Below are 16,626 nucleotides of genomic sequence, written 5' to 3'. Positions count from 1 at the left end.
AGCTCCCGGCATCCGATTTCGGCCCACGGCCCCTCTTGGGCTAAGCTCTCTCTCGGTAGCGTGTCCGAGCGGCCGAAGGAGCGCGCCTCGAAAGCGCGTGAGGGGGCAACTCCTCCGTGGGTTCAAATCCCACCGCTACCGCTTGTAACACCCCTCTGATCTGCGGAAACGTGGTCAGGGGGGTGTTTTGCTCGCTGCATGTGCAGCGAAGTCCGCTGCACAGTACACCCGGCCAGGCCGTAGCTGTCGTCAACTCCCCTGCAAACAAGGGGCGTTGGAGCACCCCTCGGTGGGAGCGCCGTCCCACGGATCCCAGGAATGGTGAGCACGGAGTACCACCCGCCGCCTTGTCAGTCGGCTCGTCCCACTCGGCTGCCGGGTCGGTCTTCCGCCTGCGGCGGTCACCTGGTGGCCTGACCTGCACCGGCGGAGGGTTTTCGGGCACGACGCGCTCGGACAGCCGCTGCCGCCCCCTCTCCTGTTTTCCGACCGGGCCGGAAGAAGACAACGTCGGCTCGTTGTTCCGGAGTTCGGCCCGACGTGGTGAAGCACCAGGCCAGGGGGACTTTCCCGGGAGAATTCGGGGCCGTGGTGCCGAGCTGCCGAGGCCGGTGGACGTGCTGAGCGCGTAGCCCGTTCACCCTGGCCAGTCGGCTGTCGAGTCGTACGGAACGGGGGGTGCGAGGTGGGGCCGGATAGCGATGGTCCGTGAACCTCGTGCGCCGCTCTTCGCGTCTCCTCCGGTCGGCGGGGCTGTGGACCGCTCGTTCGGCATCCGTGCAGCACCGGCTCGACCACGGATCGGGGGAGGCGCTCCGATCCGGGTCCGCTGCCGGTACGGCCACACGGTGCCGCTGGGGCGAGCCGGCGGCCCCTGCGGTCCCCCGTGCCGACCGGCGCGGGGGACCACCAACGGGGAGGGACTTGATCGATGATCAGAGACAGCCGTCCGCGGGTCCTGGGGACTTCGCGGATACCGACGGCGCGACGGCGGTGGATCACCGCCGTGGTCACCGTCCTGAGCGCACTGGCGGCCCTGCTGGCCGTGACGCCGGCCGCGACGCCGGCGCATGCCGAGGACAGTGACCCTCCGTCGGAGTTCGCCACGTACAACATGCAGGGCTCCGACAGAGGCACCCGGTGGACCACGGATGTGGCACCCAGGGCCGGGCGGGGCGTGCTGCTGGCGCTCCAGGAAGTCGGCCCCGGACCGCCCCCGCCGGCGGAGGGGGAAGACGTCCAGCGGATCGACGTCGGGGGCCGCCCGCACGAACAGCCCGACATCGTCACGCGCACGCCCTGGCAGACCGACGGCGGAATCCGCCAGGTGTACTTCCTGCAGACCGACCCGCAGCGGAACGGGGAAACCGACGTGGACCGCTGGCGCGGTGGCCGGGTGAACCTGGCGCTCGTCACCGACGCCGTCGCCGACGAGGTCTACGTCCTGGAGAACCCGGTCTACGACCCGGACGGCCCGAACAACGCCTACCGGTCACGTCCGCTGCTCGGTCTGCGGTTCGGGGACACGTGGTACTGGGACACCCACGCCCGCGGCGGCGACGTCCCGGGCCTGCTCGAAGAGGTTCGTGCCCACGCCCGCGCCCACCCGGAGGCGCCCAACTGGGTCGTGCTCGGCGACTTCAACGTGAACATCCTCAACCGTGACAACACCCAGGCCCGCCAGTCGCTGCACCTGGAATCCGGCGAGCGGCTGCTGCGCACCAATCGGCCGACACACATCACCGGCAACCGGCCCAGCGAGCTGGACTACGCGATTGCGTACGGCATGCCGAGCGACCTGCGCGCGACCGTCCCGAGCGGTACCGGAGCCGACCATGTGCTGGTCCGGATCGCTCGGGCGGGAGCGCCCGCCCCGCCGTCCGGACCGTCCCCCGGTCACGACCTCACGGTGACCGCGCTACGGCGCAACAACCGGGGAATCCAACGCAACGTGAACGGCTCCTGGAGGGTAGGCGACCGATCGGCCCGCCTTCGCACGCGCGTCCTGCGGTCGGGGGCCCAGATCCTCGCGGCCCTGGGCAGCGGCAGCCAAGGCACCCGCTCCGCTCGCCGCGCCGGGGAGATCTGCGCCTCCCTCGGCCCGGACGCCCAACCGGACCAGACCTCCCTGATCGTGGACGGCCCGTGCGACAGCCCGCGGGCGCAGTGGACGCTCACCGACGCCATCGACGACGTGGACGTGGGGCGCAACGAGATCAGTGAGGGGGCGCAGCGCTGGCGGAACGTGGCCATCCCCTATCTCTGCATGGGCCGGTACGCCGAGCAGGTCATCGCGGAGACGTGCACCGACGACCCCCACCAGCACTGGCGGGACAACCCCGCCGGGCCGTCAGGGGACTGGCCGACGGCCGCCACCGACGTCCGTCTGGAATCCGCCCTGTTCCACGGCAGCCGGGTGGCCCGCACCACGGGCTCACCCGGGAGCGAGGTCCGGCCCGCACCCGCACCGTCCGAGGGATCCCCGCCGGGGTCGGACCGCTTCCGGTCCGGTTGGAACGTCGAGCGGCTCACTCCGGGCGACAACCTCGTGCGGTTCAAGAGCCCGTACGGCACCCAGGTGTGTCTGGGGGTGCACGACGTGTCCGCCGGGGTCCGTACGGCTGCCGAGCTGCGGCGGTGCGACGAGGACCGTGGCGTCGGCGGGGCAGGCCAGCGCTGGCTGGGCGAGCGGTTCGCGGACGGCACCGTCCGCTACCGCAACGAAGCCACCAACCTGTGCCTGCAGCACCACACCGAAAAGAACCGCCCTGTCGGTCTCGCTGCGTGCGCCAATGACGAGAACCAGAGCTTCAAGCTGGTGGATCCGGAATCCGAGCCGGGGCCGAAGGCGCCGCACATCCGCCTGATGCCGCTGGGCGATTCGATCACCGAGGGCCTGGAGAGCTCGGACGGCAACGGGTACCGCGGCGTGCTGTACAACGCCCTGAAAGACGTGGTCGGCGAAGACAAGCTCAACTTCGTCGGCTCGGGGCGACGGGGAAACATGCCCGACCCTGATAACGAGGGGCATCGGGGTAAGCGCATCGATGAGATCGCGGGGTTTGCCGCGTGCGCCGTGCCTCGGTATCAGCCGAACGTGATCACGCTGCATGCCGGGACCAACGACTTCGACCAGGTCTACCGGCTGAAGACGGCGCCCCAGCGGATGAAGTCCCTGATCAAGCAGGTGCTGGCGGACTCGCCGAAGGCGGTGGTCGTGGTCGCGAAGGTCCTCCCGACCGCGAAACCCGGTATGCAGCCCCGCATCGACGCGTTCAACGCCGAACTGCCCGGCATCGTCCGGGACTTCCGCTCACACGGCAAGCACGTGCGGCTGGTGGACACCAGTGACGTCGAGGTCGGCGACGGCCTCCAGAACGACTCCCACCCCAACGACAACGGCTACGCGAAACTCGGCAACGACTTCTACGAGGGAGTCATGGACGCCGCGGTCGAGGGCTGGATCGAGAAGCCCGATCCGCAGAAACCGGACTCCCCATGCCACTCCGGCGACGGAAGCAAGGCCGGACCTGGCTGGCGCGCGCTGGGCACCATCGCCCCCGGCATGGCCCACCCCTCGGGCCGCACCGACCTCGCGGACTTCGACGGCGACGGTCGCGACGACTACGTGCGCATCGACGAGAAGAATCGCACGTTGCGCATCGCTCTGAATCGCAAGGGCAAGCCCGGCAAGCCACGCTGGAAAGAGGTGCGGACCGACAGCGTCGACCAGCAACTCGACCTCACCTGGGCCAAGGACTGGGAACTCCGCTTCGCCGATCTGGACGGAGACGGACTCGACGACATCGCCGTGATCCCTCCCTCGCACGCCGACGATGCTGTGCGGTTCATCCCGAACGGGGGCCTGACGGACAGCGGTCGCGAGATCAACTGGGGCGGGCCCGGACCGGTCGGCTTGAACTTTGACAATGTCCCGCAGGAGGCCGTCCGGTTCGCCGATGTCAACGGGGACGGCCGTGACGACTATCTCCGGGTCGGCAAGGACGGCTCCGTCCACGCCTACTACAACCTCCCCGAGTACGGGAGCAGCGGGTGGCGTTGGGAGGAGCACCGGAACTGGGCCCCCGGAGTCTTCTACGGCTCCCGGAGCATGCTGCGCCTGGCGGACGTCAACGGCGACGGCAAAGCCGACTACCTCATGGTCGGCAAACGCGGAGCCGTGCACGCCTACCTCAACAACGGCGACAAGGCCCGCCGGCGCTTCACCGAACACCGGTACTTCGTCAAGGAAACCGGATACCCCGGCAACAAGGTGGCGTTCCGCGACATCAGCGGCGACGGCAAGGCCGACTACGTCGTCGTCTACGGCGGCGGATCCGTCCGCGCCTGGCTCAACCGGGGCGGCAACACGTAGCGCCCACACCCGATGAACCTCCCGGCCGGGGCCTGGCACATGCAGCTGCCAGGTCCCGGCCGGGGCCGTTACGCCCCCCCCTGCCGGGCGGAATGCCAACGCGCTCGATCTGACACACCTCGGTTAACCGCCGAAGCCCCCCTCCCCGCGCTTCGACGAGAAGCACGTCCGAGGCGCTGAACGGCCCCTTCGAAGCTCGCTGCACATGCAGCGAACCGCGTCATCGAACGGCACGGAACGCCACCCAACGACACCGAAACGCCCCTCTGACCTGCGGAAACGCAGTCAGGGGGGTTCGTGCGGCGCATGCAACACGGCGGTGCTGCACGGCGCGCTTCGGTGAGGCCGCGACTACCGCCAACTCACTTACGGTCAAGGGCTGTTGGAGTGCCCCTAATGGGCAGCAGGGAGGGCAACAGTGAAGATGCTGCCCTTGCCCTTTGTGGTGGTTACCGTCACTGTGCCGCCGTGTGCTTCGGTGATGGACTTGACGATGGCCAGGCCCAAGCCGGTGCCGCCTGTGCTGGGGCTGCGGGAGCCGTCGCCGCGGTAGAAGCGTTCGAAGATTCGGTGCGCGGTTTCGGTGTTCATGCCGGGGCCGTGGTCGGTGACGGTCAGTTCCACCCGGTCGTCGCGCGGCGAGTGGACCGCTACGGCGATCGGTGTTCCGGCGGGTGTGTGCCGCTGTGCGTTGCTGAGCAGGTTCCGCAGTACTTGGAGCAGTCGCTCCTCGTGACCGTTGACGAACGCCTCGCCCTGGACATCGACGGTGATCGGTCTGCCGGGGTCGAGGGCGTGGGCGTCCGTGACGGCGCCCGTGGCGAGCCTGCCGAGGTCGACCGGGGTGTCGGCCGGCGGGCAGCCGTGGTCCAGCTGGGCGAGCAGCAGGAGTTCCTCCACGGTGGTGTGCATCCGGGTGGCTTCTTCTTCGATGCGCAGCATTGCCCGCTCGGCCAGTTCGGGTTGCTGGGCGAGTCCGTGCAGATGCAGTTGGGCCCAGCCTCTGATGGTGGTCAGTGGCGTGCGCAGCTCGTGCGAGGCGTCGGCGACGAACTGGCGGAGCCGTTCCTCGGACTGTTGTCGCGCGTCGAACGCCTGGTTCAGCGCACTGCCGACCTCGCCGATCTCGGAGTGTGGCCGGACGACATCGATGCGCTGGTGGAGGTCGCCGGCTGCGATGGCGGTGGCGGTTGTGGCCATGTCCTGCAAGGGCCGCATGCCCACCCGCAGCACGCCATGTCCCAGGAGGGCGACTCCGGCGAGTGCGGCGAGGGTGGCCACGGCATCGGCGCCGATGAGCCAGTACACGACATCGTCGGAGAGCGCGAGGCTGCTGGCGATCACCATCGCGCTGATCGGTTCGGGTGCCGTGCCGGTCGCCGGCTGGACCATGGCGTGCGCCCCCACGGGGAAAGCCAGGGTGCGGTATCTCGGTATGACCGCGCCTTGTGCCGGTGCGGTGACCGGGTGCTCGGCGAATCCGTCCGGGAGCGGTTTCGGCAGGTCCGGGCGTGGAGTGGGCTGCCCGTTGGGGCCTTGTGCCGCTGTCTCGGTGACGACGTGGCCCTGCTTGTCGAGCAGCGCGACGTAGGCGCCGGCGGGAACCAAGGTGTCGAGGGTGGATTCCAGGATCGGGGCGGCGTGGCTCTCGGCGTGGCGCTGGACGGTGGCGCGGGCCTGGCTGAGGTTGGTGTCGGTGGCACCGGTGAGGTAGAGGCGCAGCCCGATCAGCGCGGTCACGTCGACCGCCACCATGCCGAGGGCCGCCAGCAGGATGACCCCCGCCATGAGACGGCCTCTCAGTGAGCCGCGCCAGGCGTGGGCCATGTCAGTCGCCTCCGGAGCGCCGCAGGCTGTAGCCGAAGCCGCGCACCGTGTGGATCAGGTCCGGCGGGTGTACGTCCACCTTCGCCCGCAGCCGGGACACCAACTTCTCGACGACGCCGGGGTCGAACCGGTGCTGCCACACGTGGTCCATGATCTGGTCCTTCGACACCACGTGGTCGGCGTTGACCATCAGGTAGCGCAGCAGCTTGTACTCGGTCGGCGACAGCGTGATCAGCCGGTCGCTGCGGCGGACCCGCATGCTGCGCTCGTCCACGGTCAGGTCGGCGAAACTCAGCACCGGGCTGGGCTCCGCTGCCGTGCCCGCTCTGCGCAACAGAGCGTGCACCCTGGCCAGCAGTTCGAGCACGCTGAACGGTTTGGTGAGGTAGTCGTCGGCGCCCGTGACCAGACCGGTCACGCGGTCCTCGATCGCGTCCCGCGCCGTCAGTAACAGCACGGGCAGCCGTGTCCCGTTCTCGATCAGCCGTCGGCACACCGTGAAGCCGTCCATGTCGGGCAACATCACGTCCAGCACCAGCAGATCGGGACCGACCGTTTCGCAGGCGTGCAGGGCGTCGGCGCCGCACTGCGCGACCGTTACCTGATAGCCCGCCAGGCTCAGGGTGGTCTCCAGCAGTTCGGCCAGTCGCGGATCGTCGTCCACGACGAGCAGCCGCTGCCCGCTTCCGCGCGGCGGCGACACCCCCTCGTTCGGAGAAGCGGACCGCATGGCAGGTGCCCATCGTCTTGTCACTCGTCTGCGGCGGCGGCGCGCCGCCGGATCCCGGCCGTCGGCATCCTACTGCGCGGCCGAACGACGCCGTCCGCCGGAAGCTCGCGGCTGAGCAGCGGAAACGCCGTCGGGCGGCACTGTCAGGCAATGGTCAGCCCGATGACCGCGCGGGGTCAGCCGCGCTGGGTTTCCTGGCGTCAGCACACCGGAACGAGCGCCGCCAGCCCCTGGAGCAGCCATGGACCGTTCTCCGTCCCGCGACTCTCCGTCCCGCGACGACGAGGGTGCGGACGACACCCGGCGTGACGTGCGCAAGCGGGCGCGCGGAGCGTTGATCGACATCGCGCCTGGCCTCTGCTTCACGCTGAGCTTCGGGCTGACCCGCCGGCTCGCCGCCGCGGTGGCGTTCGCTTGCGCGGGCGCCGTCGTCACCGGCGTCTACCGGCTGGTGCGCAGCGAACCTGTCTGGCGCACGCTCGGTGTTCTCGGCGTCATCTGCGTGGGAGGTGCGCTGGCCACAGGCACCGGAGACGCCACCAATTTCTTTCTCCCCGGCCTGGTGATCCAAGGCGTCATGGCCGCGGTGACGCCGGTGTTGCTGGCGTTCGGCTGGCCGCCGCTGGCCCTGGCGGCGGGGCTGGTCACCGGCGAGCGGACCAGATGGCGCCGCTGCCCGATCCGCCGCCGGGCCTACACCAGAGCCAACCTGGTCCTGTTCGCCATGAAGCTCGTCATGCTGTCGGTCGAGGTCCCGCTGTTCTTGGCCGGCCAGACCGTCACCCTCGGCTTCACCCACATCGCCGGGCCGTTCGTGCACGGGCTCGGCGCGCTGCTGGCCTGGCGGGTCTTCCGCCGCGCGGCCGGTACACACCGCTGTGCCCGCGAAGCCGATCGCTGTGACGCTCACGCGAGTTCACCGGCTCCTCTCCCTCCCCCTGCTCCCCCTACTCCCCCTGCTCCGCAAAAGACCGCTTGATGAACGCGCATCCGCGGCGAAACCACCGATCGAGGAGGCAACAGCCCATGACCGCCCCCCAACTGCCGTTCGACCGTCCCAACGTGCTCGACCTCGCACCGCGCTACGCCGTCCTGCGCCGCCAGGCCCCACTCACCCAGGTCCGCACCCCCGCCGGCGACCCGGCATGGCTGGTGACCCGCTACGCCGAAGCGCGGACGCTGCTGGGCGATCCGCGCCTCGGGCGGTCACACCCGGCGCCGGAGACGGCCTCGAAGATCTCCCACGCCGCACTCAACAGCGGACCTACCGGGGACTACGACACCGAGGCGGCGGACCACCAGCGGCTTCGCAGGCTGCTCGCGCCCGCCTTCTCCGCCAAACGGATGCGTGCGCTGGGCGATCACATCAGGGAACTGACCGAAGGGTGTCTCAATGCGATGCAGGCAGCCCATGACCGGTCTCCCGGCGAACCGGTGGACCTGCACGAACACCTCGCCTTCCCGCTGCCCGTGCTCGTGATCTGCGAACTGCTCGGCGTGCCCTACGAAGACCGTGACTTCTTCCGCGGCCTCTCCGACCGGATCGGCAGGATCAACGAGGGCGACGTGGCCCGCACCGCCATGGACGAATTCATGGCGTACACCAGCAAACTGGCCGACACCAAGCGGGCCCGTCCGGCCGAGGACGTCATCTCCGATCTGGTGCTCGCGCAACGGGACTTCCCCACCTTCACCGACCAGGACATCGCGCGGCTCGTCACGGGACTGATCTTCGCCGGTCACGAGACCACCGCCGGACGCATCGGCCTCGGCGTCCTCCTGCTCCTGTCCGATGTGGCCCGCCGGGACGCCTTCGTCGCGGACCCCGACGGCCGGGTCGAGAGCACCGTGGAGGAAATCCTGCGCCGGACCTCGCCGGGCGGCCTGGGCCTGGTGCGCTACGCACACGAGGACATCACGGTCTCGGGGCAGACGCTGCACGCCGGTGACGCGTTGATCTTCGCCCTCGGTGCCGCCAACCAGGACCCGGATGCCTTCACCGACCCCGAGCAGTTCGATCCCGCGCGCGATTCCCACCCGCACCTCGCGTTCGGCCACGGCGCGCACTTCTGCATCGGCGCGAACCTGGCCAGGACCGAGCTGCGCACGGTGTTCCCGGCGCTGTTCCGGAGGTTCCCCCGCCTACGGCTGGCCGTGGACATCGAGGACATCGCGGTCCGCACGGACCGGCTGACCGGCGGCCTGAACGAGGTCCCCGTCACCTGGTAGTGCCTCCGGTCCGCTCCACGAACCCCACCGCCTGGACGACCGACGCGCGGACCGGCCGGCCGTTTCGCGCGTAGGTCGTTTGCGGGACGTGAGTGAGGCGTTGCCGGAACGTCAGTGGTGCCGGGAAGAGTGGTGTCCACACCGCGGGAACGGTCCAAGGGAGTCCCGCACGAACGCAGGGGGAACCCGATCATGCGCACTTCCCGGATCCGTACCGCCGCCCTGGCCACCGTCACCGCCGCCCTGGCCCTGGGCCTGACCGCCTGCAACGGCGCCGACGGCGACTCCAAGGCAGCAGGCACCGACCACACCGCCAACACCGCACAGAGCCGGCCCGCATCCCAGGACGGCAAGGACGGCCAGGGCGGCACGGAGCAGGCCAACGGCGGCGGTGACGCCAAGGCGAGCGCGCGCTCGACGGCCGCATCGGGCGGGACGGGCCAGACCGCGGGCAAGGGCACCACGGCCGGCGCCCGGCAGTGCGTCGGCGACGAACTGCAGGTCACCGCGGAGCACCGCTTCGCCGGACAGCAGGGCGACCACCTCCTGATCACCGCATCCAACACCGGCTCCACGCCCTGCTGGGTCACCTCCTACCCCTCCGTGAAGCTCGGCGGCGACGTCGACAGCGCCGCACTGCCGCACTCCAAGAAGGACGACCAGGGCGGCAACAAGCAGCTCACCCTCCAGCCCGGCGGCAAGCTCTACAGCGCGGTCAACCTCTTCGACTACGGCTCCAAGAACCACACCGCCGACAACTTCGCCATGGCACTGCGCGGCACCGACGGCCACAACGGCCCCTACTACTCCGTCGCCGCCAAGGGCGACAAGCCCCAGTTCACCTGGAACGAAGCCGACGTACTCAACTGGAACACCAAGAAGCCCTACGACTTCTGACGGGCACGGCCGCGGGCTCCGGTCGCCGAAAAGCCCGGCTCCGCCCGGCCTCGGTGCCATCGCCCAGCAGGGTGCACCGTCCGGGCGCAGTCGGCTGACTCCGACTCACCAGAGCGCCATGTCCGCTGTGCGTAGATATCCTGCGAAATGTGATCAAGCCTGGACGAGTGAGCCTCCGCCGTAGCCACGGCCGGAGGCTCACTCTGCTGTCTCCGGTGATCCTGACGGTCGTCATCGCCGGCCTGGCGTACGGCACTCCCCCGGAACTGGCTTTCAGCCGGCTCCTGCCCGCAGCGCCGGCCCTCGCCGCCGCCATGTGGCCCGTACTCCCCACCATCCTGCTGGGGACCGTCTGCCTTCTCCTCATGATCGGCCTCGGCATGGTGTTCCCCGGCCTGGGGACGTGGTGGACGGCGGCGGGGATCGTCGCCGTCACCGTGGCAGCCGCGTACGGAAGTCATGTCCGGCTCCGGCGGGAGCAGACCCTGTTCCAGGTCCGGCTCGTCGCCGACGCCGCGCAGCAGGTCGTCCTGAGCCCGATGCCGCACCGCATCGGCAGCGTCGAGATCGAGGCGCTGTATCTCGCGGCTGCGGCGGAGGCCAGTATCGGCGGCGACTTCTACGAGGTCGTCAACACGAAGTACGGGGTCCGGCTGCTCATCGGCGACGTGCGGGGCAAGGGCCTGCCGGCGGTGGGCTCGGCCGCGGCGATGGTCAACTCCTTCCGCGAGGCGGCCTACGACGAGGCCGACCTGGTCAATATCGCGCGCCGCCTGGAGGCCAGCAGTACCCGCTACAACGCCGCCTTTGCCCCCGAAGGCATGATGGAGCGCTTCGCCACCGCCCTTCTCGCCGAGATCCCGCACGGGGGCCGCAGCATCGGAATCCTCAACTGCGGGCATCCCCCGCCGCTGCTCCTGAACGGCGGGGAGGTCCGCGCCCTGGAGCCCACCGCGCCCTCTCCGCTGCTCAACCTCGCGGAGCTGATCGGCGATCACTACACCATCGACACCTTCGCCTTCACCCCCGGCGACCTGCTGTTCCTCTACACCGACGGGGTCGCCGAGGCCCGCGGCCACGACGGCGAGTTCTTCCCGGTGACGTCCTGGCTGCGCCGGCAGCCCCCGGGACACCCCGGCGAACTGCTCAACGCTCTCCACCATGACCTCCTCCACTACAGCAGAGGACGCCTCGACGACGACATCGCCGCCCTCGCCGTGTGCTTGTGCGCCCCTACCGAGCGGCTCGACGGTCAGCGGGATCAGCCGGCTTAGCCCGGGTCCACCGGTCGGCGTACTCGGCGGCGCCCCGCTCACCACCTGACGGGAAGTTCCGCCACGCCTCCCAGCTGGGCGTGCGGAGTGACGCTGCGCACCTGGTGGTCGGGGTCCAGGTGGAGGGTGGGGATGCGGTGCAGCAGGGTGGTGAGGGCGATCTCCATTTCGACGCGGGCGAGGTTCTGGCCGACGCACTGGTGGATGCCGTAGCCGAAGGCGACGTGGCGGCCGGCCTTGCGGTGGACGTCGAGGGTGTCGGGGGCTTCCCAGGCGTCGGGATCCCGGTTCATCAGCATCGTCGAGAAGATCACGCCGTCGCCGGCCCTGATCGTGTGGCCTGCGACGTCGATGTCCGCGGTGGCGACGCGGAGGAGGGCGTCGGTGACGGAGGTGAGGCGCATCAGTTCCTCGACGGCGCCAGGTACCAGGGTGGGGTCGCCGCGTAAGCGGTCGAGCTGGTCCGGGTGTTCGAGGAGGGCGTGGAGGGAGGTCGCGAGGGTGACGGCGGTGGTGTCGTTTCCTCCGGTGATCAGGACCATGCACATCATGGCGAGGTCGCCGATGTCCGCATCGCCGAGCGGCTGGTGGTGGGCGATGAGGTCGTCGATGACGCCTTCGCCGGGGGTCAGGTGCCGGGAGGCGAGCAACTCTTCGAGCTGGAGGAGGAGTTGGCGGTAAGCCTGCTCGGCCTGGTCGGTGTTGCCTTCGCCGGAGAGGGTGAGCATGCGTTTCGCCAGTCCGGCGAGTTCCGGGCGCTGCTCGGGCGGGACGCCCAGGAGTGTGAAGGTCGCTTCGGATGCGAGCGGCAGTGCGTAGGCGCCGACCAGTTCGGCCCGGTCGCCGGCGGCCAGCATGGCGTCGGTCAGTTCCGCCGCGGTCCGTTCGATGTGCGGGCGCTGCGCGGCGATCCGGCGGATGCCGAATCCGGAGGCCAGCAGCCTGCGTTGGCGGGCGTGCAGAGGGTCGTCCACGCCGATCAGCGGGAGCTGCGGGACCTGCTGGTCGGCCATCTCCCGCATCAGGCAGGGGAAGGAGGGGTGGCTGGTGTCGGCGGAGAGGCGCGGGTCGGGCAGCAGGGCGCGGCCTTCGGCGTTGCCGGTGACGAGCCAGGCCCAGCGCCCGTCGTACAGCGTCACCCGCGTCAACGGCCGTCCCTCACGCAGCGCCTGGTACCCGTCGGGCATCCGGTACGGGCAGCTGCGCTCCATCGGATAGGCCGGGCTGTGGGCTGCGGCTGATGGGATGTTGGCGGTGGCGTTCACGTTCTTCCTCACCTCGTGGGCTCCGTGCCCGGCGGGTCGGCCGTGGCCTCGGCGCGCTACGGGGCGCGGCGATCGGGCGATCCGGCAGGGTGGTCCGGCGGACGCGTACGTCGCTTGAGCAGACCTGTCGACAGGTTGCTCCCCTCTTGATGCCCGGTGCTGCGCAGAGTGCTGACGTTCATGCGTACGGGGGCGGGGGGCGGTCAGGCGTTCGCCCGTGGGTCCTGGGCGTGTGCGGCGCCGACCCGCCGCACCGCGTCCGTTTCGCACGTACGGGTGGATTGGCCGCCGCCCGTGGGGACTTGGCGGAATGTGCGCGGAACCATGGCGGGCAGGTCCCTGCGGAGGTCATCGCCCAGGGGCCGCACGGAAGCGGAAGCGGGCCGACGGGTGACCCGCGCACACCGGTCTTCTCCCGTGCCCCGGCCGGGCGGCTTCACGCCCCCGGCAGGAGGTCCGGGACGGGTAGGACCGGCCAGGTCCAGGAGGATTCATGTCCGACACCGACGGCACCACCGTGGAGACCACCGACCACGCGTTGGTACCGATGCACTGTCTGAAGCTCCCCGAACCGGGCCCGCCCCGGCGCACGACGCTGCCCAACGGCACCCCCGTCTGGCTCATCACCCGCTACGGAGACGTCCGCAAGGTGCTCACCGACGCACGGTTCACCCGGTCCCTGCTCTTCGCACCGGACGCCCCGCCGCTCACCGACAACCTCAACCTGGGCAACGACCCGGACTCGATGTTCAACAAGGACGGGCAGGAGCACCTGCGGGTGCGCCGTACCATCCAGCGGGCGTTCACCCCGCGGGCCATCGAACGCTGGCGGCCTTGGGTGACCTCCGTCGTCGACGGGTTGCTGGACGAACTCGTCCGGCGCGGCGCGCCAACGGATCTGATCACCGGCTACACCCTGCCCCTGCCGGTAGCCGTGATCAGCAGGCTGATGGGCATGGAGGAGCTGCGCACCGAACAGCTTCGGCACTGGTCGGAGCACGCCTTCGCGGGTGCGGGACGGGACGCTCAGGACGTGGCGGTGGCCCTGCGGGAGTTCTCCGCTTTCGCGGCCGAACTCCTCGCCGAGCGGCGCAGCTCGCCGGGCGACGACCTGGTCAGCACCCTGGTCCTGACCGCCGACCGCAACGGCGGGATCCCGGAGACGCAACTGGTCAATCTGGTCTGCGGCTTGGTGGTGGCAGGGCACGAGACGACGCTGACGGTCCTGGGCAACGCCATGCTCTACCTGCTGGGCGAGCGCCCGGAGACCTGGGCCCGGATCGGCTCCGACGAGGAAGCGGCCGGTCTGCTGGCGGACCGGCTGCTGCATCTCATCCCGCTCGGCGACTACGGGGACCGGCCCGGCAGCCTCCTCCGGACCTCCGAGGACGTCGAAGTCGGCGGCGTCCGCATCCGGGCCGGCGAAGTGGTCGCGGCGGACCGCAGTGCGGCCAACCGGGATCCCGAGGTCTTCCCGAGTGCCGCGCACGGCAGCCTGTTCGCGCCTCTGGAGGGGCCGACCCTGGCCTTCGGAGCCGGTCAGCATTACTGCCCCGGCACCTGGCTGGCGCGTCTGCAACTGCGGCTGGCCCTCAACCGGCTGGCCGCCCGGCTCCCTGACCTGCGCCTCACCCTGCCGTTGTCCGCCGTCGAGTGGCGGCTCGGCACCACCACCCGCAGCCCGCTGAGTCTCCCGGCGGCCTGGTGAGCCCTGGGGAGGCTCACCAGGCCGGGTGATCGGCACTCTTCTGGTGCGGGACGGCGTGGAGTTACCCGTCACCGCCCGCGGGGGCGGTGACGGCCGGGAGGTGGCCGTCGGGGCGCAGGCCCAGGTTCAGGTGGATTTCCTGGGCCGCGGTTGATTTGTTGAGGGTGATGTAGTGCAGGCCGGGGGCGCCCTCGTCCAGGAGGGTCCGCGCCATTTCGGTGGCGTGGTCCACACCTATCCGGTGCGCGGCGCCGGTGTCGTCGCGGGCGCCTTCCAGCCGCCGTGCCAGTGCCTCCGGGAAACGGGCGTTGCTCAGTTCGGCGAACCGTTTGATCTGGCGGAAATCCGTGGCCGGCATGATCTCGGGAATGATCGGGATATCGCAGCCGGCGGCCACGACCCGGTCCCGGAGCCGCAGATAGTCGTCGGCGTGGAAGAACATCTGGGTAATGGCGTAGTCGGCGCCCGCCCGGCATTTGGCGACGAAGTGGCGGATGTCGCTTTCCCAGTCGGGCGAGCGCGGGTGCCGCTCGGGGAAGGCCGCCACCCCGACGCTGAAATCGCCGCACCGGCGGACCAGGGAAACCAACTCCTCGGCGTAGGTGAGACCTTGCGGACTCGGCACCCAGGGGCCGCGCGGGTCGCCCGGCGGGTCGCCGCGCAGTGCCAGTACGTCACCGATTCCGGCGTCCGCGTACTGCCCGATGATGTTCCGGAGTTCCTGGACCGAATGCCCCACCGCGGTGAGATGCGCGACGGGCCGCAGCGTCGTCTCGGTGGCGATCCGTTCCGTCACGGCCACCGTACGGTCGCGGGACGAGCCGCCCGCGCCGTAGGTCACCGAAACAAAGGTCGGGGAGAGCGCTTCGATACGCCGGATCGCATTCCACAGGGCGCGTTCGCCCGCATCGCTCTTGGGCGGGAAGAACTCGAAGGAGTAGGAACGCCGTCCGGCGGCGAGTATGTCGCGCACCCGGGGCCGTCCCGGGTGCGCGAAGTCGGCGGGCCCGGCATTCACAGCGCTTCCTCCAGGTGGGCCCCGATCTCCTCGGCCACCGCCGCCCCGTACGCCTTGTCCATCTTCGCCATCAGGTGTGCGGCGGACAGTTCGTACTCCTGGGTTCCTACGGATTCCAGGACAACGGAGGCCAGCGCACAGCCCAGTTGGACGGCCCGCTCGTACGGCCATTCCCAGGCCACACCGGCGAGGAATCCCGACCTGAAGATGTCGCCCGCACCGGTCGGATCCAGAATGTCGCCGGTGGGTACGGCCGGGACGGTGCATTCGGGTTCCCCGGCGCGGGCAATCGTCGCGCCCCGCGGCCCGAGTGTGGTGATCCAGGTGCCGACCCGTTCGAGGATTTCCCGCGCGCTCCACCCGGTACGTTCCCCGAGCAGCGCGGCCTCGTATTCGTTGGTGAACAGGAAACGCGACCCCGCCACCAATTCCCGGGCCGTCTGGCCGTCGAGGCGGGCGAGTTGCTGCGACGGGTCGGCCGCGAAGGCGATGCCGGATTCCCGGCATTCGGCGGTGTGGCGGCGCATCGCCTCGGGGTCGTTGGGCGCGACCACCACCAGATCCAGTCCCGCGCGGAACGCCGGTGCCAGCGCGATATCCCGTGCCTCGGACATGGCGCCCGCGTAGAACGTGGCGATCTGCCGCTGCTCGGCGTCCGTGGTGCAGACGAATCGCGCGGTGTGCAGCGAGGCACTGACCCTTATCCGCTCGGTTTCCACGCCGTTGGCGGCCAGCCACTGAAGGTAATCGGCGGCGTCGCGTCCCACTGCGCCCAGCAGTGCGGGGCTCATGCCCAGCCGTGCGAGTCCCAGCGCGATATTGGCGCCGACCCCGCCCTGCCTGATCTCCAGTTTGTCGGCGAGGAACGACAGGGAGACCTTGTCGAGATGTCCGTCCAGCAATTGGTCGGAAAACTTGCCGGGGAAAACCATCAGATGGTCGGTGGCGATGGACCCCGTGACAGCGATACGCATATCTCTCTCCGGACCTGGGCTCGAAGGCGGTGGGCTCAGGAGCCGGCGACCGTGCGCAGGGCCGCGGCCCGGTCGGTGCGCTCCCAGGGGAAGTCGTCCAGCTCACGGCCGAAGTGCCCGTAAGCCGCGGTCTGCGCGTAGATCGGACGGAGCAGGTTCAGGTCGCGGATGATCGCGGCGGGGCGGAGGTCGAAGACCTGGCCGATGGCCTGCTCGATCTTGTCGGTGTCGACAGTGGCGGTACCGAAGGTCTCCACGAACAGACCCACCGGCTCCGCCTTGCCGATCGCATACGCCACCTGCACCTCACAACGCGCCGCGAGACCCGC

General features: G+C 70.0%; 12 protein-coding genes and 1 tRNA gene. 7 read left to right on the top strand and 6 right to left on the bottom strand.

Annotation, left to right across the window (positions count from 1 at the left end):
* Nucleotides 1-54 precede the first annotated feature (54 nt).
* Both ACIBK8_RS32535 and ACIBK8_RS32530 read left to right on the top strand, forming a co-directional pair.
* Nucleotides 55-141 (top strand) — tRNA-Ser (locus tag ACIBK8_RS32535).
* Between the two features lie 790 nt (nucleotides 142-931).
* Nucleotides 932-4,375: an FG-GAP-like repeat-containing protein gene (locus ACIBK8_RS32530; protein WP_399045928.1), complete on the top strand. Its 3,444-nt coding sequence runs from the start codon at nucleotides 932-934 to the stop codon at nucleotides 4,373-4,375.
* Nucleotides 4,376-4,768: 393 nt separating this feature from the next.
* Here ACIBK8_RS32530 and ACIBK8_RS32525 read toward each other — a convergent pair whose 3' ends face one another.
* Both ACIBK8_RS32525 and ACIBK8_RS32520 read right to left on the bottom strand, forming a co-directional pair.
* Complete coding sequence (locus ACIBK8_RS32525) at nucleotides 4,769-6,163, bottom strand: sensor histidine kinase (RefSeq protein WP_399045926.1); 1,395 nt, start codon at nucleotides 6,161-6,163, stop codon at nucleotides 4,769-4,771.
* Between the two features lie 40 nt (nucleotides 6,164-6,203).
* A complete protein-coding gene (locus tag ACIBK8_RS32520) occupies nucleotides 6,204-6,932 on the bottom strand; it encodes a response regulator transcription factor (protein ID WP_399045924.1) in 729 nt (242 codons plus the stop codon).
* A gap of 241 nt (nucleotides 6,933-7,173) precedes the next feature.
* Here ACIBK8_RS32520 and ACIBK8_RS32515 point away from each other — a divergent pair, with 241 nt between their 5' ends.
* The 4 genes from ACIBK8_RS32515 (at nucleotide 7,174) to ACIBK8_RS32500 (ending at nucleotide 11,332) form a co-directional block, all read left to right on the top strand.
* Complete coding sequence (locus tag ACIBK8_RS32515) at nucleotides 7,174-7,911, top strand: DUF3159 domain-containing protein (RefSeq protein WP_399045923.1); 738 nt, start codon at nucleotides 7,174-7,176, stop codon at nucleotides 7,909-7,911.
* A 47-nt stretch (nucleotides 7,912-7,958) separates the two neighbouring features.
* Nucleotides 7,959-9,161 carry a cytochrome P450 gene (locus ACIBK8_RS32510; RefSeq protein ID WP_399045921.1) on the top strand — a complete coding sequence of 401 codons (1,203 nt, stop codon included), beginning with the start codon at nucleotides 7,959-7,961 and terminating at the stop codon, nucleotides 9,159-9,161.
* Between the two features lie 192 nt (nucleotides 9,162-9,353).
* Nucleotides 9,354-10,058: a DUF4232 domain-containing protein gene (locus ACIBK8_RS32505; RefSeq protein WP_399045919.1), complete on the top strand. Its 705-nt coding sequence runs from the start codon at nucleotides 9,354-9,356 to the stop codon at nucleotides 10,056-10,058.
* Between the two features lie 215 nt (nucleotides 10,059-10,273).
* Entirely contained in the window at nucleotides 10,274-11,332 is a 1,059-nt protein-coding gene (locus ACIBK8_RS32500) for a PP2C family protein-serine/threonine phosphatase (protein WP_399045917.1), read from the top strand.
* A gap of 38 nt (nucleotides 11,333-11,370) precedes the next feature.
* Here the strand turns inward: ACIBK8_RS32500 and ACIBK8_RS32495 are convergent, their stop codons facing one another.
* Complete coding sequence (locus ACIBK8_RS32495; protein WP_399045915.1) at nucleotides 11,371-12,609, bottom strand: cytochrome P450; 1,239 nt, start codon at nucleotides 12,607-12,609, stop codon at nucleotides 11,371-11,373.
* Nucleotides 12,610-13,090: 481 nt separating this feature from the next.
* Between ACIBK8_RS32495 and ACIBK8_RS32490 the strand changes: the two genes are divergently transcribed.
* Entirely contained in the window at nucleotides 13,091-14,305 is a 1,215-nt protein-coding gene (locus ACIBK8_RS32490) for a cytochrome P450 (protein ID WP_399045913.1), read from the top strand.
* A 61-nt stretch (nucleotides 14,306-14,366) separates the two neighbouring features.
* Here the strand turns inward: ACIBK8_RS32490 and metF are convergent, their stop codons facing one another.
* From metF to ACIBK8_RS32475, 3 genes are all read right to left on the bottom strand, one after another.
* Nucleotides 14,367-15,278: a methylenetetrahydrofolate reductase [NAD(P)H] gene (metF, locus tag ACIBK8_RS32485; protein ID WP_399045985.1), complete on the bottom strand. Its 912-nt coding sequence runs from the start codon at nucleotides 15,276-15,278 to the stop codon at nucleotides 14,367-14,369.
* Nucleotides 15,279-15,319: 41 nt separating this feature from the next.
* Nucleotides 15,320-16,297 (bottom strand): carbohydrate kinase family protein, encoded by a 978-nt coding sequence (locus ACIBK8_RS32480; protein ID WP_399045911.1) that lies wholly within the window; start codon nucleotides 16,295-16,297, stop codon nucleotides 15,320-15,322.
* A gap of 35 nt (nucleotides 16,298-16,332) precedes the next feature.
* Nucleotides 16,333-16,626 (bottom strand): methionine adenosyltransferase domain-containing protein (locus ACIBK8_RS32475; protein WP_399045909.1); only part of this gene is annotated, 294 nt, incomplete at its 5' end.

This window comes from Streptomyces sp. NPDC050161, assembly GCF_044460025.1.
In the GTDB taxonomy this organism is placed as follows: domain Bacteria; phylum Actinomycetota; class Actinomycetes; order Streptomycetales; family Streptomycetaceae; genus Streptomyces.
The sequence above is the reverse complement of the archived record's forward strand: the minus strand, read 5'-3'. Positions and strand labels throughout refer to the sequence as shown.